This window comes from Arthrobacter sp. AG1021 (assembly GCF_003633665.1).
Lineage (GTDB): Bacteria > Actinomycetota > Actinomycetes > Actinomycetales > Micrococcaceae > Glutamicibacter > Glutamicibacter soli.
This window is the reverse complement of sequence record NZ_RBLB01000009.1, coordinates 281127-301776: the sequence shown is the minus strand read 5'-3', so window position 1 is coordinate 301776 and position 20650 is coordinate 281127. Positions and strand designations below refer to the sequence as shown.

Sequence of the window (20650 nt, the reverse complement as noted above, 5' to 3'; positions counted from 1 at the left end):
CCGTTCGCGGACGCGCCCTGCACGTATTTCATGCGCAGTTCCCGGCGCTCGGGTGTGCGCCGCTCCTACCGCTTGACCTCGTAGCACAGACGCATGACCCCGCCGCTGAGCTCCTGGGCGGAGAGCAGTTCCAGATTGGTGCGGGCGAGGCCCGGGGCGAAGTAGGGGGTCCCGCCGCCCAACACTATCGGGAACAGGTTGATCCGGTATTCGTCGATCAGTCCCAGCCGCGCCGCTTGGGCGGCCAGGTCCGCCCCGCCGATGGCGATCTCCGTGTCGCCTCCCTGCGCCTTCAGCGACTGGATCTCCTCGCCCAGGGACCTGGTGGCCAGCCGGGCGTTGCCCTGCACTTCATTCAGCGTGCGGGAGAACACGACCTTGGGCAGAGGGTTCCACAGTGCGATCCAGTCCAGATCCAGCTTTGTGCTTTCCGGGTTGTCCGCGGCGGTCTCCCAGTACAGCATGACCTCGTAGAGCTTGCGCCCCATGAACTGGACACCGAGATTCTTCGCCTCGTCGATGGAGGCCTGGTAGATGTCGTCACCCGGAACGCTCCAGTCGATTCCGCCATCCGGACCGGTGATGAATCCGTCCATGGACATGGACATTGAATAGGTAACCTTGCGCATTGCCGCCGCCTCTTTCGAAGTTGCTTCCACGGTACGCACCGCTGGGCGCGCTGGAAAGGGCCTGCAACGCACTGCCAGCATGGGACCCGTCCTGCGCTGGAAGCCAACCCGCGTGCGCTGCAGGCCAATCCCTAAATCCCGAATCCGTAGCAGACTAGGTTCGATATGTGTGACACGGCCAACACCTGGAGCCGACATCGGCGCTGGCCTGCACGGGAGAAAAGGGGAATTGTGGAGAACAAAACCGTCATTGTCGTAGGCGCAGGTTCGGCCGGATCGGTGGTCGCGCGCCGGCTCGTGGACGCCGGAGCCAGCGTCACCTTGTTCGAGGCAGGCAACGAGGACACCAACCCCGCCATCCACGACCTCTCGCGCATGGGGGAGCTGTGGCACAGCGAGGACGACTGGGACTACTACACCGCGCCCATGAACGGCACCGCCAGCAAGCCGATGCACCTGCCGCGCGGCAAGGTCATGGGTGGCTCGCATGCGCTGAACGCCACCATCTGGGTGCGCTGCGCCCCGCAGGACTTCGACCACTGGGCCAGCGTCAGCAGCCCCGACTGGGCCTGGGAGAACGTCCTGCCGGTTTACAAGGACATCGAGAACTTCTCCGGAGGCGCCAGCGAGCTGCGCGGCGGCGCGGGCCTGCTGCCCGTAGTCGACAAGTACCCGCTGGACGAGATCCACCAGTCGATCATCGAGGCCGCAGTGCAATCCGGCGTCGAGCACAACCAGGACTACAACGGCCAATCCCTGGAAGGCGTCTCCCAGGAGCAGGTGAACATCGTCGACGGCGAACGCATCAACACCTGGAAGGCCTACCTGAAGCCGGTGCGCGACAAGCTGCGGATCATCACCGGCGCACAGGTTCACTCGCTGCTGGTCGAGGACGGCGCGGCGGTGGGCGTGCGCTACCGCAGCGGCGGGCAGCTGCACGAGCTGCGCGCGGACGAGGTGGTGCTCAGCGCCGGCGCGCTGGGCTCCCCGAAGATCCTGTTGCGTTCTGGCATCGGCCCCTCGGCGGAGTTGGAGGCCGCCGGCGTCGGTCCGCTGCTGGATGCCCCGCAGGTCGGCAAGAACCTGCACGACCACCTGCTGGCCCCGGTGATCGGGCAGACCACTGCCAAGGACATCCCGGCGCCGCGCACCGGCGTCTCGGTGTCGCAGACCCACCTGTTCGCCAAGTCGAGGGAGGACCTGGACGTGCCCGACACCCAGCCGATCTTCTTCTCCGTACCGATGTACTCGCCGGGCATGGAACCGGTTCAAGGCACGGCATTCACCCTGCACTCGGGCATCATTGCCCCGCACAGCCGCGGCGAGCTGACGCTGTCCGGGCCGTCGCTGGACGACCCGGTGCGCATCGACCTCAACGCGCTGGATGACCGGCGGGACATGGACGCGTTCCTGTTCTCCATCAAGCAGTGCCGCGACATCATGGCGCAGCCGGCGCTGGCTGGGGACTGGGGAGCGGTGGAGGTCTATCCGGGCGCCGAGGTGCAGGACGACGCGGCGCTGGAGGACTACATCCGCAACAACGTGGTGACCTACCACCACCAGGTGGGCACCTGCCGCATGGGCGTCGACGCGCAGGCGGTGGTGGATCCGCGGCTGAAGCTCAACGGGCTGAAGGGCCTGCGGGTCATCGACGCGTCCATCATGCCGCGCATCACCACCGGCAACACCAACGCCCCGGCGGTGCTGATCGGCGAGCTCGGCGCGAAGTTCCTGCTGGAAGACCTGGCCGCGAGCCGGTAGCCGCCAGCCTGTTCTCCCGTGCTGACGCCAAGGGCCTCGCACCGTCATCCCGTGACGTAGCGAGGCCCTCGATGGTTGCCCAAAGGCGCTAGCTGTCGATGCTTTCCTTGGCCTTCTCGGCCTGGGCTGCGCCGGCTGACACGGTGCTGCGGTAGGCGGCCGCCTCGCGGCGCTCGTGGGCGACCTTGCCGGCGTGGGCCAGGCGCAGCGCCTCGTGCTTCGGATCGCGGCGGACCACCAGGTAGCCGATGCCCAGCCCGATGAACCAGAGCGGGGTGGCGATCAGCGCGACCAGCGTGTCGGCCTGGGTGGTCAACGCCCACAGGATGAAGACGAAGAATGCCAGCACGACGTACGGCATGAACCGTCCGCCGGGCATCTTGAAGGCGCTGGCGTCATGCAGCTGCGGGCGGCGGGCCCGGTAAGCCAGGTAGCTGAGCAGGATGATCGACCAGACGAACATGAAGCAGAGGGCTGAAATGGTGGTCACCAGCGTGAACACCGCCATCACCGAGTCGCCGCTGTAGAGCAGCGCGACGCCTGCCAGCAGGAACATGCATGAGAACATCAGCGCGTTGCGCGGCACCTTGCGGGAGGAGAGCCGCTCGAACTTCTTCGGGGCGTCGCCTTCCAATGCCAGGCCGCGCAGCATGCGCGAGGTCGAGTAGATGCCCGAGTTGGCGCTGGAGGTGGCGGAGGTGAGCACCACGAAGTTGATGATGCCCGCGGCGCCGGCCAGCCCGGCCAGGGTAAACATGCCGACGAACGGGGATTCCTCGGCGGAGAACAGCGTCCACGGCTCGACCATCATCAACACCAGCAGCGCGCCGACGTAGAAGAACAGGATGCGCAGCGGGATCGAGTTGATCGCCTTGGGCAGGGTCTTCTCCGGGTCCTTGGTCTCGGCCGCGGTGGTGCCGACCAGTTCGATGCCCACGAAGGCGAACACTGCGATCTGGAAGCCGGCCACGAAGCCCATGGCGCCGTTCGGGAACATACCTCCATGCGCCCAGAGGTTGGAGAAGGAAGAGCTGATGCCGTTGTGCTGGAATCCAGTGATGACCATGGCCAGACCCACCACGATCAGCGCACCGATGGCGATGATCTTGACCAGGGCGAACCAGAATTCGGTTTCGCCGAAGGCCTTCACGGTGCTCAGGTTCAGCACCAGCAGCAGGACGATGCAGGCCAGGCCCGGGATCCACAGGGGCAGGTCGCCCCACCAGAAGGCGACGTAGTGCGCGATGGCCACGACATCCGCGATGCCGGTGACAACCCAGCAGAACCAGTAGGTCCAGCCTGTGAAGAAGGCGGCCCAGGGGCCGAGCAGGTCGCCGGCGAAGTCGGCGAAGGTCTTGTAGTTGAGGTTGCTCAGCAGCAGCTCGCCCATGGCGCGCATGACGAAGAAGAGCATGAAGCCGATGATCATGTACACGAAGATGACCGAGGGGCCGGCGACGGCGATGGTCTTGCCGGAGCCCATGAACAGGCCGGTGCCGATGGCGCCGCCGATTGCGATGAGCTGGATATGGCGATTGGAGAGTCCGCGTTCGAGCTTGGGGGCAGAGCTGGTTGAGCTCATTCAGGCGCCTTCCGGGAGTGGGGGATCCCGCACCCGACGCAATCCGGGACAAGCCGGTGGGCCTGTCCGCGGACAGCGCTACCTTCGAACACGCGCATCGTGGTGTTCTCCTGTTTTCGGCCGCATAAGGCTCAAGCGCTCAAAGCAAGTGCCTGCCGCGACCACGGGGGAGCATCATGGGCGTGCCCGCGAGTGCGGCACTGTTCTGATGTTCCTCCCCAATCTGTTTGCGTACCTGAGAGTTTTCACTTTGCGCCGAATACTGGGCGAAGCCTGCTCCTTCGGTGAGCGCGACCTTCATCGCGCTACTTTCCAGATGTGCCTGTTCGTGGCGGTACGGGGGCCTGAGAGTTTCCCGGGGAGGAATTGCTCCTACGGCGCCCGCCCTTGGTTCAGGACGGGGCTCTCCCGCCACGCATCAATGGCTGTTTGGTGACTGCCATCACAGTATGCCTTGGAAACGTGAAGCGATGCAAATTGAATCTGCCGGAAAATCGTCGTAAAGCCTCAAAAGGTCCTTTCGAAAATCCTTATTGACAAGTGCGTTTCAATTTCGTCTTGTGGCTTAAAGTTTGAAACGGCGCAACGCTTAATATGAGACCCCAGGTTCCCGCCCCTGGGTCGCGTTCGGGGCGGCAATCTGTCCCGCTATGAAATCATTTCATTGTGAAATGATATTCTCGGTGGGTGAATGAACAGAAACCGCCCCAATTCCAATGGAACTCCTTGAGTTATCTGGCGACCCGGGTTGGGCGCGTGGGTACCACGGCGCTCGGTGCGCTCATGGACGCCGAGGGGCTGACGCGCCACCACTTCACGATCATCAGCGCACTGGAAGAGTCCGGCGCGATGTACCAGAACGACCTGGCCGACCGGGCCAATATCAACCGCGGCCATATGGTCGCCTACCTCGACCGGCTGGAAGCGCACGGTACGCTGCAGCGCACCGTGGACCCGGCGGACCGCCGCCGCCGGCTCATCGAGCTGACCGCTGAAGGGCGTCGTTTTGCGGACCGTGCCGTCGAAGCGGCCCGCGAAGGCGAGGAGAAGATCTACAGCGTGCTGGATGCGGCCCAGCGCGACCAGCTGCGCGGCCTGCTGCAGCTGGTAGTCGCCAGCGAGGAGGAAGCTCGCCCGTGATTGCCCACGCACAACAGATCTGGAAGCACAGCGTTGCCGTCGCCCCGCGCATGCCGGCGTTGCGGCCCGCGGCCCGGGCCACGTTCTGCCTGGCGGTGCCGCTGCTCATCCTCGCCAGCCTGGGACGGATGGATTGGGCGATGTATGCAGGGTTCGGCGCCTTCTGCGCAGTCTTCGGCCGCTACGACAACTACGCGGTCCGCTTCTGGCAGCAGCTCAGCTGCGGCGCGGTGCAGGTAGCATCCATGCTGCTGGGCACGCTGTTCTCCTTTCTCCAGACGCCGTTCATCGTCGATGCACTTGTCTTGGCCGTGATCGCCTTCGGCTCCAATCTGGTGTCGCGCGGGGTGCGCTGGCTTCCGCCGGGACCGATCTTCGCGGTGTTCGCCGGCGGTGCCTGCCTCTCGGTTCCGGCAAGCGGCGAAAGCTTCATCGGAGTGCTGCTGGTCGGTGCGGGCACCGCATTGTTCAGCCTGCTGGTCATGCTCGGGCTGTCGGCCCGACGCGGCCGACTGGCGGCCGCGCTGAAGGCGGAACTCACCTGGGCGCCGACCGAGAAATCGGTCCATGAATCCGTGCGCATGGGCATCGCCGTCTTGCTGGCCGGTGTCGTGGCCTATCTTCTTGGGGGAGAGCACTGGTACTGGGCGAGCCTTGGCGCAATTTCCGGGGTGATGGGGGCAACCGTCCACAGCCGGGTTGCCCGGGCCCTGCAACGCTGCGTCGGAACCTGTATCGGCGTGCTGCTGACCTGGGCGGTGTTCGTCTTCGAACCCAATCTCTGGGTGCTGCTTGCGGTGGCGCTGGTCGGCCAGTTCTGCATCGAGGTCGTCATCCTGCGCAATTACGCGGTGGGCATGGTCTTCATGACCATGGTCGCGCTGCTCATGGTACACCTCGCCAGCCCCGAGGATCCCATGGTGCTGCTGGTTGACCGGGTCACCATGACGGTGCTCGGGGCGGCCACCGGTGCGGCGCTGAGCGTGACGATCGGCATCGTCGTGGGTCAGCAGAAGCACGTCGAGCAAAAGCAGAACTAAGACCGCGTGGGAGAAGCCATTCCAATTGGCGCCCCAAAAACGAGTTTAAGGGCGCCAATATTCGTCGCCGAGCATGATCTACTGAGACTGCCCGGTTGCAGAGACAAGGAGCGCATCCGCTGGAACGAATTGGCCTTGTACAACGCGATGAAGTACTTCGGCGAGAAGATCTAGTCCAGCTAGCATGTCCTTGTCGTGTGTCAGCTCGCGTTCATTGTGGCTGATACCCTCCACGCTGGGGACGAACAACATGATGGTTGGGACAATGTCTTTCATATTCGTTGAATCGTGTCCGGCCAGTGTCCGGACTACCCCATGCCGGAGGCCCAGGGATTGCGCTGCGTCGGCAGCCAGCTTGAGTCCCGCCTGATCGTAGGCTTTTGCAGCCCAGACATGCTCAGCACCCCGTTCGATGCTGACATTTGCCAGCTTTTCGATTCGCTTCACACGGGAGCGCAGATCCGCATCCGCTGCGGCTAGTACGTCAGCATCGGTAGATCGAAGATCCACCAGAAGATTTACACGACTAGCTACAACCACGGGCGAGTTGGGGTACACGGAGAATTCGCCGCAGGAGGTGATTACCATGTGTTCATCGGTGGAATGTTCCAAAGCGACCTCTCGCGCAGCGACGACGAGCGCGCTGGCACCAAGCAAGGCATCTTGTCGGTCTGCAATGATGGTAGCTCCGGTATGCGCTTGCTCCCCGTGAACTATGAATTCGTACTTGTTTGCACCCCAGGTCGATTCGACCAGCCCTATGTCTAGCCCCTGGTCTTCCATAGAGCGTCCTTGCTCAATGTGGATCTCTACGTATGCAGCCACCTCGATCTCAAAATCACCTATGGTTCCAATTGATTCGAGAGCTTCGCGAACACTCACACCGTGAGGATCAGTTGTTGCCAGAACCTGCGGGGCTGGAAGCTTACCCGTAAAAACTGCGCTACCCATCATGGATGGCTTGAAACGGCAGCCTTCTTCGTTAAACCAGTTGACGACAACAATATTGAATTTCGCTGATTCGTTGTCTTGTATGGTTTCACGCACGCGTAATGCAGCGTGGGCCCCTGCCAAAACGCCATACGCGCCGTCGAAACGCCCTGCCAATGGCTGTGAATCAAGGTGCGATCCCACAGCGATCCATGGAGCTCCTGGAGATAGTTCCAGTAGGGAAAACTGGTTGCCCACGTTGTCATAGTGGACGGAGAACCCGTGGCCCTCCACTAGCCCACGGAACCAGTTTCGATTTTGTCCGTCTGCCGTCGTAGCTGCCTGTCGGTCAACGCCACCACCAGGTGTGGCACCGTTGCGGCTCATTGAAGCGAAGTCTGCCAAGAACGATTCGTGATGGATTTTCATCTTCTCTCCTGAATTTTAATCTATTGACCTGCACCCTGTGGGTCTACACATGGGCGGGAATTTCTGACTTGGTGAAGCTTGATCGGCCTCCGACGTAAGTCCCGAGTACCTCAATGGCTGCGATTTCGTCAGCCTCCAGCGGCGATTCCGAGAGCACGACAAAGTCGGCCAGCTTGCCTCGGGAAAGCGATCCTCGATCCTCGAACTGTCCAGTACCTTTTGCAGCATTGACGGTATACAGGCGCAAGGCCTCCAGAGGCGAGAGACATTCGTCGGATCCTCCGAGGACCAGTCCCTTGTCGGTTCGCCGCGTCACTGCGGAATCAATTGCTCGAAGCACGTTGTTATCTGCAACAGGAAGGTCTGAACTGCCGGCAACCAGTACACCAGCGTCCAACAACGACTGGCCGCGATATAGCCAATTCTCGCGATCCGGTCCGACTAATGCTGCGAACTGGTCGCCCAGCGGCCCGATGAATGATGCCTGCGGTGTCACTACGATTCCGTGGCTAGCTACAGCAGAGACTTGATCGGGCCTAGCAATGCCGAAATGTTCGATGCGATTCGGCAATGCGTTAAGGCCATAGCGTTCCTGTAGCTCCGCAATGATTTCTATGCCCAGATCGATGGCCGCATCGCCAATTGCATGAAGCGCTACAGGCCAGCCGGCCCGGTACGCCGCGGAAACGCTTTCTCGGTATTCCTCGGGAGTGTTCAACAGGTATCCAGTGTTATGCGAATGCCCGCAGTAGTCCTCTGTCACCGCAGCCGTAGCACCAAGCAGAGAACCATCCATGAATACTTTCACTGGACCGAAGGAGACGAATTCATTTCCGAATCCGGCTAAGACGCCTAGGTCCAGCCCTCGTCCACGCCCTGTGCCATGTGCGTCCGAGACATGAGAATCCTGCTCACGCAGAGCATCCAGCGCGGGCATCAGCTGTGCGCGGGCATGAAGACGCTTTTCTGCTAGTGCTTGTTGATACGCGGTGACCTCAATAGGAGAATGACCAATCCAACCTCCTCCAACACCCGCTTCGGTAAATGAAGTAATTCCGCAGGCCGCATATCGGGAGGTTGCTTCATCAATAGCCGCCGTCAGCTGTTCGATCGAATAGGGCAGGACCAAGCGCTGCACCAACGATTGTGCTGATTCCTCCACCACACCGGTGAACTGTCCAGAGGCATCCCGGACGATGGCACCACCGATAGGATTTTGGAAATCGGATTCAAAAGCACCTGCGAGTTTCAAAGTGGCACTATTGGTTATAGACGCATGTCCGGAAACATGTCGCAAGTACATTGGTCGGTCGCCCGTGATCTCGTCTAAGCGGCGGAGGTCGGGAAACTGACCGTCATGGTCTTTCTGATTGAAACCAGTGCCGTTGAGCCAGACACCTGGCTGATCCTTTAACTCGTGCATCTGCGCTTCTAATAGGGCATAAAGCTCCTCCAAACCACGAGCTCCGGACAGGTCCACGGCGGATAACCCCAAGCCCCACCATGCGGTGTGGCAATGGGCATCAATGAATCCTGGAGTAATGACGGCGGAACCAAAATCAATGGTTTGCGTGGCTGAGAGGCCCTGAATCTGCTCGTCGAATCCTAGAATGCGTCCAGCGAAGATACCCATGCATTGTGCTGTAGGACGGTCCTCATCCATGGTTAGGATGGTCTTGGCTCGCACCAGAAGATCGAGCATCATGCCGAGACCTCCTGGCTGTGCGCAACGGTTCCTGGCCCCATAGTTTCGGGATCAGTTTTCAAGTGCAACAATGCAGGACCACCATGGGCCAACGCGCGGCGCAAAGCTGGAGCGAAATCCTTTGTTTGATCCACGTACTCACCATGTCCGGAAAATGCCTCGATCCACCGTGCGAAGTTCGGGTTCACCATGTCTGTTCCAGACGGCCGGCCTGGGTAGTGAAGTTTTTGATGTTGCACAATCGTTCCGTAGATCCCATTGTCGACAACGATGACTATTGGCGAAGCGCCTTGGGCAAAAGCGACAGCAAGCTCCTGAGCATTCATGAAGAAATCTCCATCCCCGCAGATCGCCACCACCTGGCGTCCTGGATTGCTGATGCTAGCGGCTACCGCCGCCGGTACTGCCAAGCCCATTGCCCCGTTGCGGGGTCCAACCAAAGTTCCTGGACCGTGGTGGCTGAGATACCGATGGCCCCAAAGAGTCGCGTTTCCTGCACCATAAGAAATGATCCGGTTGCTGTCTAAAACCTCTTCAAGGGTCTCGAATGCTGCCGCCAAATCAACACCAACTCCACCATCGCGGCCAGGCCTGGTGAAGGCCACCTGTTCCGCACGAAGCCTTTGCATCCACGTAGCTTCGCGTTTTCCGCGGACGGAATCGGAAGAGGGCAGGGCCGAGATGAAAGATATAGGCGAAACTCCTACATGTATGTCTAGACGACCTGCATGCCCTTCCAATGAAGCATCCGGAGTCACGACAACTGTCGGGGTATTCATCGCGGCGGTGTAGCCCTCAGATAGAACATCGGTTCGGCTGCATCCCAAGAAAACTAACAGGTCGGCTTCGCCAAGTGCCACAGCTGCATGGTCAGACCTGCCGTACCCGAGCCAGCCGGCGTAAGCTTCGCAGTCGTGATCGACTGCATCGTAGGCTCGCCAATCAGCAAACAACGGGATCCTGGCGGCCACAGCGAACTCACCTAGTATCGCAGAGGAGTTCGTATCCCAACCGTCACCACCGACGACGATGGCAGGCCGGTCTGCGTCTGCAATCAAGCTCGTGATGATGGAAAGCGACTCGGAATCAGGTGCCGCGGTCGGCAGGGGTTGTGGTGTTGGCACCGGAGACGATGTGAGTCGAACCAGTACATCTTCTGGAAGACCCACGACTACCGGTCCTGGCCGTCCAGACGATGCCAGCCGCAGGGCTCTGGCTACGACTTGGCCAGCCTGATTCTCATCGTCCAACTGGTAGACGGCTTTGGAAGTAGTGGAAAACCAACCTTCCAGGCTGAATTCTTGGAATGCACCACGACCTCGGTCAGACAACGGAATCAAGCCTACGAACAAGACAAGAGCCGTGGCATCTTGCCAAGCCGTGTGAACTGCGATCATCGCATTCGCGGCTCCGGGGCCACGGGTTACCATGGCGATTCCTGGTTTACTACTTAGCCTTCCTTCGGCCAAAGCCATGAATCCGGCTCCGCCTTCGTGACGGGTGACTACCGTATTGATAGGCGAGTCATGCAATCCGTCCAATACGTCTAGGTAGCTTTCGCCGGGAACTGCGAATACGCGTTCCACTCCATGTGCTTCGAGAGTTTTTACGATCAGATGTCCGGCAGACATAGTCATGGTTCGGTTGGTCCTTTGTGGTGAAAAAATCAGATCAGCGATGAAACTAGTGCTTGAAGCCGGGGAGGCTGACGCTCATCCTAGGGGCCAGAATGCCAGCTACTGCGGTGAACAATGACAAGAAGACCAACATGGCTGCTGCGGGCCACCAGTGATTCGCTGCGGAAGCGACCAATGCGGTGGCAACCAGCGGGATAAAACCGGAAATCATTCCGGCAGCGTTCTGAGCAAATCCGACTCCGGTGTAGCGAGTTGCCGCAGGGAATAATCCGGTAAGCACAGTGCCGGAGGCCGCGTAAGGCAAAGACAGGGTGCACACAGCCAGAGACATACCGAGAATTACGACTACAGGGTCTCCGGATTCAACGAGCAGGAATGCTGGCCATGCGACTGCTGCAGATAGCAGGCCACCGTAGGTAATCACCTTTGACGCTCCGAAGCGCTCGCCAAGACGGCCACCGAGAATCAATGTTGGAATCTCCAGGACCGCTGCAACGATCCCACCAAGTAGCATCAGTGAGGGCTCGTAATTAAGTACGTTTACTCCGTACCAAACCATGAATGCGGTCACCAGGTAGAAGCCACCTACACCGAGTAGACCTGCCGCCATGCCGATGATGATGTGCTTCCACGACTGGATCAGCGTAGTGCGGATCGGAGTTTTCTCGGTTTCTCCGTTTTCTACCAGCTCCTTGAAAACCGGTGATTCATCCAAGCGGCTTCGAATGTAAAGAGCGATCAGAAGCATTGGAATTGCTGCAAGGAACGGTACGCGCCAGCCCCAGGCATCGAAGCTTTCCTGCGAAACGAACACGGTCATCAAGAAGAATCCACCTGATGAAAGGATAGTGCCGATAGGGGAGCCGATCTGTGGCAGCGCAGCGTAGCGAGCCCGTCGATGCAGTGGCGCATTTTCTACGACAATCGTCATCGCACCGGACCATTCACCACCCACGAAGAGCCCCTGAGCTACACGGAGAAGTACCAGAAGAATTGGTGCCGCGATACCGATGGCTGCGTAAGTTGGCAACATTCCGATGAGTCCTGTGATCAGACCGATGCCGACGATGGTGATCATCAATGTCTTGCGTCGGCCGATCTTGTCGCCCATGACTCCGAAGATCATGCCACCGACAGGGCGGGCGACTAAGCCCACGCCAAATGTCGCGAAGGCAGCCATGGCGGCAGCTGTCGCATTCTGGCTATCAAAATACTGGACATTGAATACAAGCGCAGCGGCAGCACTGAAAAGGAAGAAATCGTACCATTCCATGGCGGTGCCGATGAGTGCGCCGATTGCTACCTTGTTTGCTTCCTTATCGGAAAGCTGATGGGTAGCACCGGCTTCTTGGGTTGCGGTGTGTGTCATGGGAAACATCATCCTGATCGGAAAGGGATGAGCCGGTTATGCGTAAGGCTCATTCGGTTGTCATGATGTAGTCCATCTTTTCAATAAAGCGGAGTTTGGTGACCAACGATTTGCAACGCGTTCCAGATCACAAACAGTGCAAAAGCACATAAAATGTACGAGTTGGCTGAAAAAACTGGATAGGAACCTAATGAATTCTCAGGATGTTGATTCACGCCGTTGGAATGAGTTGCTGGATCAACTAGATACGTTGGAACTCACTGACAAGTTCTTGAAACGTCTGGAATCGATTCCCATTTATGCTGAGTCGCCACTTCCAAACAGTGAAATTAGGCGCACTGGCCAGGCATCATTCGAAGCGTTGATTCTTGCTATGAGAACAGATGATGATGACCCGGGCTATCTTCGCGAGCGAGACGCAATTGCTTTGGAAGTTGGGGTTTCTAGAGCGAGAGCGCAAGTTCCCGTCGAAGCCTTGATGACTGCGATACGTTTGGACTTCTCGATAATCTGGCAGACGATTGCCGAAATTGCTGAGCCTGGGGACGCTCAACTTATCGTGCAACGCACGGCTCGAGTCTGGGAAGTCGTGGATGGGTATGCCGGCGCGACGGAAAGTATCTACGTCGAAGAGCTGGCGCGCGTTCAAGCCGAAACCGCAGGTTTGCGCCAAAGCCACCTCGCGACCTTATTCAGCGGGCGCAATTTGACCCCGGCTGCTCTAGAGGGAATTTCCGTTGTTCTTGGGCACCGTCCAGACACTGAATTCGTGGTGGCAGTAGCACTTTGGGAACATATACCTTCCCTGAGGCTCATCTTGGCCAATTTTCACGAAGCTACCGGAGTGGTTACGTTTGCGACTGCTGATGCCTTAGTCGTTTTTTATCCACTGGACGCTTCGCCTGGTTCTAATTTTCACAAGCTCACCGTTCGGCTCGGAAATCTCAACTGCGGCTTGCTCGCCGAAGGATGCACATTGGAGCATGTGCCACATAGTGCTGATGTCGCAACTATTCTGGCGGAGCTTCTGGTTGACGGGGAACAAGGTGCCATGACATGGGCACGAGGGTGGGCTCGCATGGCTAGGCGAGAAATGAGCAAGGTGGGTGCTCCTGGCATTGAAGAAGTTGATCGGGCCTTGAGTACCTGTGCGGCTGCGGAACAGCGTCGGTTACGAGAGGCTGTGCAGTCCTACATGCGGACCGGTAGCATAGCGCGATCTGCCGATGAACTTTATTGTCACCGAAATACCTTGATGAACAGATTAAAGCGGTTCGCGCAGTTGACTGGTGTAGATCCAACGATCCCGGTACAGGCCGCTAGATTGGTTGTCGGTTGGTCGTAATCGAGATCGCCTAGTTTGTGGAATGAAAATTGGCCGCCGGGTGGGAATTCAGTTCATGGATTCCCACCCGGCGGCTTGGTGCTTTGGGCTACTTCTTGCCGAAGTTGCGCAGCCGCAGCGAGTTCAGCACCACCAGCACCGAGCTGGCGGCCATGGCCGCGCCGGCGATCATCGGGTTCAGCAGGCCCAGCGCCGCGATCGGGATGCCCGCGGTGTTGTAGGCGAAGGCCCAGAACAGGTTCATCTTGATCGTGGACAGCGTCTTCTCCGACAGCGCGATGGCCTGGGCGACCTGATGCAGGTCGTTGCCCATCAGCGTGATGTCCGCAGCCTCGATGGCCACATCCGTGCCCGAGCCCATGGCGATGCCCAGGTCCGCCTGTGCCAGAGCCGGGGCGTCGTTGACGCCGTCGCCCACCATGGCCACGACCTTGCCTTCGGCCTGCAGGCCGGAGATCGCCTTGGCCTTGTCCGCCGGGAAGACCCCGGCGAAGACGTCCTCGGGCTTGATGCCCACCTGCGCGGCCACCTTGGCCGCCACGGACTTGTTGTCCCCGGTCAGCAGCACCACGCGCAGCCCGCGCTGCTGCAGCTCGGAGATCGCCTTGGCGCTAGTCTCCTTGACCTTGTCGGCCACGGAGATCACTGCTTGGAACTGGTGGTCCACCGAGACCAGGATGGCGGTGGCTCCGGCCTGCTCGGCCTCCGCCAGCATGTCCAGCGCTGCCTGGTCCAGTTCGGTGCCCTGGGACTGCAGCCAGCTGTAGCGTCCCACGACCACGGTGCGGCCGTCGATCACGCCCTTCACGCCGCCGCCGGGATCGGAATCGAAGTCCGACACCTGGGCCAGCGGGCCGAGCTGCGCGGCCGCCGCGGCGATGGCCTGGGCGATCGGATGCTCGGAATGGTATTCCACGGCGCCGGCCAGGGCCAGTGCCTCATCCGGGTGCACGCCGTGAACTGCGCGGGTGCCGACGTGGGTCATCACGCCGGTGGTGACGGTGCCGGTCTTGTCCAGCACGATGGTGTCAAGCTTGCGAGTGTCCTCCAGGACCTGCGGTCCGCGGATCAGGATGCCCAGCTGGGCGCCGCGGCCGGTGCCGACCAGCAGCCCGATCGGGGTGGCCAAGCCCAGGGCGCACGGGCAGGCGATGACCAGAACTGCCACCGAGGCGGTGAACGCCGCGTAGCTGTCGCCGGTGGCCAGCCACCAGACCAGGAAGGTGAGCACCGCGATACCCAGCACGATCGGCACGAAGACCGCGGAAATGCGGTCTGCCAGCCGGGCGATCGGGGCCTTGCCGGACTGCGCCTCGGAGACCAGACGGCCCATCTGGGCCAAGGTGGTGTCGGCGCCCACGCGGGTGGCGCGGATGACCAGGCGGCCGGAGGTGTTCAGAGTGGCTCCGGTGACCTCGTCGCCTTCGGCCACCTTCTGCGGCACGGATTCACCGGTGAGCAGCGAGGTGTCGATGGCGCTGGCCCCGTCGACCACCACGCCGTCTGTGGCGATCTTCTCGCCGGGACGGACCACGAACTGGTCTCCCACCTGCACCTGGTCGGCCGGGATCTTCACCTCGGCGCCGTCGCGCAGCACGACGGCTTCCTTGGCGCCGAGATTCAGCAGGGATTTGAGCGCATCGCTGGCCGAGGACTTGGCCCGGTGCTCAAGGTAGCGTCCGAGCAGCAGCAGCGTGGCGACCACGCCGGCGGTCTCGAAGTACAGCGCATGCTCGCTCATCTTCATGCCCACATGGGCGGTCATCATCGGATCGAGGATCAGCTGGATAGCGGAGAACAGGTAGGCGGCCAGCACGCCCAGGGACACCAGGGTGTCCATGGTGGAGGCCAGATGCCGGGCGTTGACGGCGGCGGCCTTGTGGAACGGCCAAGCGCCGTAGAGCACGACAGGGGTGGCCAGCGCGAACGCGACCCAGCCCCAGTGCGGGAACTGCGCTGCGGGGATCATGGAGATGACGAACAGCGGGATCGTGAAGATCGCGGAGACGACCAGGCGGCGCAGCAGGTGGTTGGGGACCAAGTGCTCGTGCCCTCCGCCGGAGCCTTCGTCGTGCCCCGAATGCTCCGGGGTGTTCCCGGGGGAGCGGGGCTCCGGGTGCAGCGGGGCCTTGAGATTCGCCGAGTAGCCGGCGGCCTTGACGGTTTCGATCAGCGTCTCGTCGGTGACCTCGGCCGGGACCTGGACCTTGGCGCTTTCCAGCGGAAGGTTGACCACGGCGCTCACGCCGGGCAGCTTGCCGAGCTTGCGTTCCACGCGGTTCACGCAGGACGCGCAGGTCATGCCCTGGATCTCAAGGTCGACAGTGCGCAGGTCCAGGGGAGAGGGGGTGTCGGTTTCGGAAGTCATGGGGGTAACCCTGTACTTTCCTGCCCGAGATCGGGCAATTACGCGTTGATCGCCTCGACGGTGTATCCGGCTTCGTCGATGGCGTTCTTGATGGTCTCTTCGCTCAAGGCCGCAGAGGAGCTGACGGTGGCGGTGGAGACGCCCGTGGCGTTCAGGATGACTTCGACGTCGTTGACGCCGTCGATCTCCTTGAGCTCTTCGGTCACCGATGCCACGCAGTGGCCGCAGGTCATGCCAGAAATCTGGATCTCGGTGCGGGCGATGGCCGGCGCGGCGTCCGGGCGGGGCACGATCTGCAGCAGGTCGTTGCCGTTCTCGGCCTTGTTGGAGGAGCATCCGCAGTTGCAGTGGTGGCTCATGATCTTGCTCTCTTTCGGGTATCCGGGGACAGCGCCCCGGGGATGGGAAAAATCCATTGAACTAGCGCACCAGGCGGGCGATGGCCGCGGAAGCCTCGGTCACCTTGTCGTTGACGTAGCTTTCATCGCCGGTCTCGATGGAGGTCTTGGCGGCGTCCACCACGCAGTGGCCGATGTGGTCCTCGACCAATTGCACACTGACCTTGTGCAATGCGGCATTGATGGCGGAAACCTGGGTGAGGATGTCGATGCAGTACTTGTCCTCGTCGATCATCTTCGCCACGCCGCGCACCTGTCCCTCGATGCGCTTCAAGCGCCGGGCCAGGGCATCCTTGTCCGCGTGGTAACCGTGGTGCTGGGCGTCTGCAGCAGAGGCTGGTGTCGTGTTCATATTTAGATAATACCCCTCAGGGGTATAAATTCAAATACCCTCCAGGGGTATGATTGGTCACGTAATTCCCAGCTAGGTCGCGATAGGATTTCATTCGTGAGCCACAACGAACTTCACGTGCGTCCTATTTCCAGCACCGAACACTCATCCTTCCTCGCTACCGCCCAAGACGTCAGCTTCCTGCAGCGTCCCGAATGGGCGCGCGTCAAGGGCGGCTGGCGCGGCGAATCGCTGGGCTGGTTCGACAACGACTCGCTGGTCGGCACTGCGCTGGTGCTTCACCGCAGCGCGCCGGTCATCAAGAAGACCCTCGCCTATGTACCGGACGGGCCGGTCATCGACTTCGAAGCCTACGGGGCCGACGCGGTGCTGAAGCCGCTGGCCGCCTACCTGAAGAACCGCGGCTCCTTCCAGCTGAAGATGGGCCCGGGACGCGAGGTGCGCACCTGGGGCGCCGCCGCCGTGCGCAAGAACCTGGGCAAGGAAGGCTTCGCCCAGCTCTCCGACCTCGATGTGCAGTCGCAGTCCGACAGTGCGCTCGCGCTGAACGACGCGCTGGGCGCCCTGGGCTTCACCAAGGAAGACGTCGGCCTGGACTTCGCCGCCGGCCAGCCCGAGTACGTGGCCCGCGTGGCCCTGCAGGATGCCGAGGGCAACCAGCTGGACACCGAGAAGGTCATGGCCTCCTATTCCTCCACAACCCGCAACGAAACCCGCAAGGCGCTGAAGAGCACCCTGCAGGTCGAGGTGGGCGAGTGCAAGGACATGGCGCGATTCCATGCCCTGTACAACCACACCGCCGACCGCCAGGATTTCACCGGCCGCCCGCTGAGCTACTTCGAGAAGATGCACACCGTGCTCAACGAGGCAGTTCCCGGCTCCTGCACCCTGTACATCGCCAGCAACGAGGGCGTGGACCTGGCAGCGTCCATCATGATCCGCTCCTCCAACCTGGCCTGGTACCTCTACGGTGCCTCGTCCTCCGAGCAGCGCAAGCTCTTCGCGCCGAAGGCCATCATGCACCATATGATCAGCGACTCCATCGAGGCCGGTTGCCGCTACCTGGACCAGGGCGGCGTGAGCGCAACCCTGGACAAGGACCACCACCTTTCGGGGCTGACCAAGTTCAAGACCAACACCGGCTGCGATATCGTGCAGACCAACGGCGAATGGGACCTGGCGCTGAACAAGCCGTTGGCGTGGGCCTTTGAAAAGTACATGAACTGGCGCAAGAAGTAGGAACCGCAACCCCCATGGCAATTGATCCAACCCAGCGCTTCGTCCCGGTGATCCTGGGCGGAGACATCGGCACCTACACGCTCGCCCGCGAATTCTACGAGGCCTACCAGGTCCGCTCCGTGGTGCTGCCGGCCGCCGGCAACGGCGTCATCGAGCACTCGGTGGCCATCGACCTGCGCCCCATCGGCTCCATGGCCGACGAAGGACGCGTCGTGGAGGCGCTGCTGGAACTCGCCGCGGAGCTGAAGGCCTTCGGGGACCGGCCGCTGATGCTCTTCGGCTCGCTGGATTTCCACATCATGCTCATCGCCAAGCACCGTGCGGCGCTCGAGGAGCACTACGTGATCCCGTACCCGGAACTCGACGTCGTCGAGGCCGCGGCGCTGAAGGAGAACTTCTACGCGCTCGCCGACCGGCTGGGCATCGCCCACCCGCGCACCGCCGTGTACCGCCCGGAAGCCGACCTCGAAGCCCTCGCCGGCAACCTCACCTTCCCGCTGATCGGCAAGCCGTCCAGCTCGGGAGACTGGATCGCCGCGAAGTTCGAGGGCAAGCAGAAGATCCACACGATCCAGGACTTCGCGCAGCTGGCCGAGCTGGTGTCCAAGATCGATGCCAGCGGCTACACCTCGGGCTACATCCTGCAGGAATATGTACCCGGCGGCGACGACGCGATGCGCCTGTGCACCTACTTCGCCACGAAGGAGGGCAAGGTCATTTTCGCCGGCTACGGCGAGGTCGTCATCGAGGAGCACGCGCCGTTGGTGTTGGGCAACTCCGCCGCCATCGTCACCGGTCGCAACGACCAGATGGCCGCCGACGGGGCGCGCATGCTGGAGGAACTGGGCTGGCGCGGCATTGCCATGGTCGACGCCAAGTACGACCACCGCGACGGGCAGATCAAGTTCTTCGAGATCAATCCGCGCCTGGGCCGCAACCACTTCTACCTCACCGCCGCCGGGGTGAACCCCGCCCGCTTCTACGTCACCGAATTCCTGGGCGCCGAGTTCGACTCGGCCAGCGTGGAAACCACCGCCGTGGTGGAAACCGAGGCGGGAGTGCTGCAACTGAGCCGCGAGCACCTGTTCACCGTGCTGCCGCACCACCTGCTGCGCCGCTTCCTGGACAGCGGTACCGGACGCAAGGCGGCCGTGCTGCTGAAATCCGGCGAGGTCTCCAACCCGCTGAAGTTCGCCCCGGAAAAGCACCCGCGCCGCCGGGTCTACCTGGTGCTAAATGCGGTCAACCACTACGTGAAGTACAAGAAGTTCCCTCCGCGCAGCATCTAGGGTGCCCGGCTGCCGGGGCGTTCGCCCGATCCGCTGGACTCCCCGGGCTTCGACCAGCCCTCGGCGGCCTGCACCCAGGGGCCCAGATCGACCCGTGCCCCGTCGAGGATATCCAAGGACGTCGGACGTTCCTGATGCATCGGGGTCAAGACCACTGGTTCTAGGTTTGGCAGTGCGGCCACGCTCAGGTCGGTGGTCTCATCGGGATCCTGGCTGGTGGACATGGCTTTCCAATTCAGGGTGGAGATGGCGTATTCCCCGGAAGGAACCACGATCCGCTCCGCGCTCACATGGGTTTCCGGGCGGGTGACCGCATCATCCTGCACGTCGCCGTCGGCATTCAGGAACGTGATCTGCGCATAGCCCTGCAGGGAACAGGCGCTTGCGGAAACATTGTGCGCGTAGAGAGACAGGAATCGTGAACCGAGCGCCGCATCCGGGCTGCTCAACGAGAGCTTGAGGTCGTCCTGGGTGCAGGTCGGGGCGTTCGCATCGCCAGGCCAGGCCGTGACGCCCTCGGGCAGTACCGGCGGCTTGGCCATGAGATGATCGGGCAGCTCCCGGCCGATCCACCCGTCGAAGATCGTTCCGACGTCCGGGCTGGACAGGGTATAGGCTGTCGGCTCCAACAGGGGTTCATGCGCATCGAGCCACCGCTTGATGTCGGCCGTCTGCTCGGAGTCGTCCGCAGCACTCGAATACACGGACAACGAGCCCGAACCGAAAATGGCGTTCGCAACGTTCGGCTGCTGCGCGGCTTCGACTGCCAGTTGCACCTGCTCCAGCTTGAATTCCCCGTTGGGGGTGTAGCGAATCGAGCCGTCGGGGAGTTCAAGCGTGGGTTCGTAGTCCAGCCTCCGCGCGAGCTGCGCCAATTCAAGCAGTGCTTCGGTGTTCGGGGCGGACACCGATCCGTTGCCCACTTGCGTTGCTCCTTGCTGCCAGAAGCTGAAAGCCTGCGCCGTCTCTTGCCTCGGACGGTCTCCCAGCATCAACTGCAGCGGGTAGGTTTCCATGCCGGGAACCTGGGATTCCTGCGGGATACCGGCTACGATGCTGACTGCATGCTGGAGTTCGACATTGCCAACCACGACTGCCTGGGCCTGTTCGGCAGCGCTGGCCGCAAGTTCTGCCGCCTGCTGTGGGCTGAGCGTTTCAGGCAGGTGGAACGTCCACAGGACCAGCACCGGCCCCGAGCCGTTGGCGGCGGGCGACCCCGCATCGTAATCCACCTCGGTGTCCAGGACATTGTCCAGCTCACCGATCTCGCCCAGCGCGGTGCACACCGGTTCGGGTGCGTCGCAGCGATCCCACGGGTCCCACAGCGCCACTGCCGCCGCCGTGACGGCAAGAGCTGCCAGCACGGCGATCAGCAATCTGCGTTTCATAAGGCTCAAGCTACCAAACGCCGTTCACGGCCCGCGGCCACCATGCCGC

General features: G+C 61.5%; 16 protein-coding genes and 1 riboswitch. Of the genes, 6 read left to right on the top strand and 10 right to left on the bottom strand.

Going from position 1 to position 20650, the window contains the following annotated elements:
• Window positions 1–65: 65 nt before the first annotated feature.
• Window positions 66–629, bottom strand: a complete 564-nt coding sequence (locus tag DFO58_RS12575) for a dihydrofolate reductase family protein (protein ID WP_120991199.1) — start codon at window positions 627–629, stop codon at window positions 66–68.
• 231 nt (window positions 630–860) lie between these two features.
• Here DFO58_RS12575 and DFO58_RS12570 point away from each other — a divergent pair, with 231 nt between their 5' ends.
• Complete coding sequence (locus DFO58_RS12570; RefSeq protein ID WP_286163582.1) at window positions 861–2390, top strand: GMC family oxidoreductase; 1530 nt, start codon at window positions 861–863, stop codon at window positions 2388–2390.
• Window positions 2391–2478: 88 nt separating this feature from the next.
• On the opposite strand, the gene cycA is transcribed toward DFO58_RS12570, so the two are convergent.
• A complete protein-coding gene (gene cycA, locus DFO58_RS12565; RefSeq protein ID WP_120991196.1) occupies window positions 2479–3972 on the bottom strand; it encodes a D-serine/D-alanine/glycine transporter in 1494 nt (497 codons plus the stop codon).
• Between the two features lie 322 nt (window positions 3973–4294).
• Window positions 4295–4393: riboswitch (glycine riboswitch) on the bottom strand.
• 266 nt (window positions 4394–4659) lie between these two features.
• Between cycA and DFO58_RS12560 the strand changes: the two genes are divergently transcribed.
• Window positions 4660–5112, top strand: coding sequence for a MarR family transcriptional regulator (locus DFO58_RS12560; protein WP_047120230.1), 453 nt, complete (start codon window positions 4660–4662; stop codon window positions 5110–5112).
• Window positions 5109–6152 carry an FUSC family protein gene (locus tag DFO58_RS12555; RefSeq protein WP_120991194.1) on the top strand — a complete coding sequence of 348 codons (1044 nt, stop codon included), beginning with the start codon at window positions 5109–5111 and terminating at the stop codon, window positions 6150–6152. The genes DFO58_RS12560 and DFO58_RS12555 overlap by 4 nt, the downstream gene beginning before the upstream one ends.
• Window positions 6153–6230: 78 nt before the next feature.
• Here DFO58_RS12555 and DFO58_RS12550 read toward each other — a convergent pair whose 3' ends face one another.
• From DFO58_RS12550 to DFO58_RS12535, 4 genes are read right to left on the bottom strand one after another with little or no spacing between them, the layout of a single operon-like run.
• Window positions 6231–7511 (bottom strand): M20 family metallo-hydrolase, encoded by a 1281-nt coding sequence (locus DFO58_RS12550; protein ID WP_113607086.1) that lies wholly within the window; start codon window positions 7509–7511, stop codon window positions 6231–6233.
• 43 nt (window positions 7512–7554) lie between these two features.
• Entirely contained in the window at window positions 7555–9216 is a 1662-nt protein-coding gene (locus DFO58_RS12545; protein ID WP_120991192.1) for an amidohydrolase, read from the bottom strand.
• The gene (locus DFO58_RS12540; protein ID WP_120991190.1) at window positions 9213–10853 is read right to left on the bottom strand and encodes a thiamine pyrophosphate-dependent enzyme; all 1641 of its coding nucleotides are present in this window, start codon (window positions 10851–10853) and stop codon (window positions 9213–9215) included. Before DFO58_RS12540 ends, DFO58_RS12545 begins: the two co-directional genes overlap by 4 nt.
• Before the next feature lie 46 nt (window positions 10854–10899).
• Window positions 10900–12231 carry an MFS transporter gene (locus DFO58_RS12535; protein WP_113607083.1) on the bottom strand — a complete coding sequence of 444 codons (1332 nt, stop codon included), beginning with the start codon at window positions 12229–12231 and terminating at the stop codon, window positions 10900–10902.
• A 181-nt stretch (window positions 12232–12412) separates the two neighbouring features.
• On the opposite strand from DFO58_RS12535, the gene DFO58_RS12530 reads away from it, so the two are divergent.
• Window positions 12413–13567, top strand: a complete 1155-nt coding sequence (locus DFO58_RS12530) for a helix-turn-helix domain-containing protein (protein ID WP_120991188.1) — start codon at window positions 12413–12415, stop codon at window positions 13565–13567.
• Window positions 13568–13655: 88 nt separating this feature from the next.
• Here the strand turns inward: DFO58_RS12530 and DFO58_RS12525 are convergent, their stop codons facing one another.
• The 3 genes from DFO58_RS12525 to DFO58_RS12515 form a co-directional block, all read right to left on the bottom strand.
• Window positions 13656–15935 (bottom strand): heavy metal translocating P-type ATPase, encoded by a 2280-nt coding sequence (locus DFO58_RS12525; RefSeq protein ID WP_120991187.1) that lies wholly within the window; start codon window positions 15933–15935, stop codon window positions 13656–13658.
• Window positions 15936–15973: 38 nt separating this feature from the next.
• Entirely contained in the window at window positions 15974–16294 is a 321-nt protein-coding gene (locus DFO58_RS12520) for a heavy-metal-associated domain-containing protein (protein ID WP_120991185.1), read from the bottom strand.
• Between the two features lie 61 nt (window positions 16295–16355).
• A complete protein-coding gene (locus DFO58_RS12515) occupies window positions 16356–16685 on the bottom strand; it encodes a metal-sensitive transcriptional regulator (RefSeq protein ID WP_120991183.1) in 330 nt (109 codons plus the stop codon).
• Window positions 16686–16781: 96 nt separating this feature from the next.
• Between DFO58_RS12515 and DFO58_RS12510 the strand changes: the two genes are divergently transcribed.
• The gene (locus DFO58_RS12510) at window positions 16782–17924 is read left to right on the top strand and encodes a peptidoglycan bridge formation glycyltransferase FemA/FemB family protein (protein WP_120991181.1); all 1143 of its coding nucleotides are present in this window, start codon (window positions 16782–16784) and stop codon (window positions 17922–17924) included.
• A 14-nt stretch (window positions 17925–17938) separates the two neighbouring features.
• Window positions 17939–19213 (top strand): carbamoyl-phosphate synthase, encoded by a 1275-nt coding sequence (locus DFO58_RS12505; protein WP_120991178.1) that lies wholly within the window; start codon window positions 17939–17941, stop codon window positions 19211–19213.
• On the opposite strand, the gene DFO58_RS12500 is transcribed toward DFO58_RS12505, so the two are convergent.
• Window positions 19210–20601: a DUF4232 domain-containing protein gene (locus DFO58_RS12500; protein ID WP_120991176.1), complete on the bottom strand. Its 1392-nt coding sequence runs from the start codon at window positions 20599–20601 to the stop codon at window positions 19210–19212. The genes DFO58_RS12505 and DFO58_RS12500 overlap by 4 nt on opposite strands.
• Window positions 20602–20650: the final 49 nt, after the last annotated feature.

Excerpts from the sequence above, each read along its gene's own strand:
- DFO58_RS12525 (WP_120991187.1), bottom strand. The coding sequence starts at position 15,935 with ATGACTTCCGAAACCGACACCCCCTCTCCCCTGGACCTGCGCACTGTC.
- DFO58_RS12540 (WP_120991190.1), bottom strand. The coding sequence starts at position 10,853 with ATGACTATGTCTGCCGGACATCTGATCGTAAAAACTCTCGAAGCACAT.
- DFO58_RS12515 (WP_120991183.1), bottom strand. The coding sequence starts at position 16,685 with ATGAACACGACACCAGCCTCTGCTGCAGACGCCCAGCACCACGGTTAC.
- cycA (WP_120991196.1), bottom strand. The coding sequence starts at position 3,972 with ATGAGCTCAACCAGCTCTGCCCCCAAGCTCGAACGCGGACTCTCCAAT.
- DFO58_RS12530 (WP_120991188.1), top strand. The coding sequence starts at position 12,413 with ATGAATTCTCAGGATGTTGATTCACGCCGTTGGAATGAGTTGCTGGAT.
- DFO58_RS12520 (WP_120991185.1), bottom strand. The coding sequence starts at position 16,294 with ATGAGCCACCACTGCAACTGCGGATGCTCCTCCAACAAGGCCGAGAAC.
- DFO58_RS12550 (WP_113607086.1), bottom strand. The coding sequence starts at position 7,511 with ATGAAAATCCATCACGAATCGTTCTTGGCAGACTTCGCTTCAATGAGC.
- DFO58_RS12545 (WP_120991192.1), bottom strand. The coding sequence starts at position 9,216 with ATGATGCTCGATCTTCTGGTGCGAGCCAAGACCATCCTAACCATGGAT.
- DFO58_RS12500 (WP_120991176.1), bottom strand. The coding sequence starts at position 20,601 with ATGAAACGCAGATTGCTGATCGCCGTGCTGGCAGCTCTTGCCGTCACG.
- DFO58_RS12505 (WP_120991178.1), top strand. The coding sequence starts at position 17,939 with ATGGCAATTGATCCAACCCAGCGCTTCGTCCCGGTGATCCTGGGCGGA.
- DFO58_RS12575 (WP_120991199.1), bottom strand. The coding sequence starts at position 629 with ATGCGCAAGGTTACCTATTCAATGTCCATGTCCATGGACGGATTCATC.
- DFO58_RS12535 (WP_113607083.1), bottom strand. The coding sequence starts at position 12,231 with ATGTTTCCCATGACACACACCGCAACCCAAGAAGCCGGTGCTACCCAT.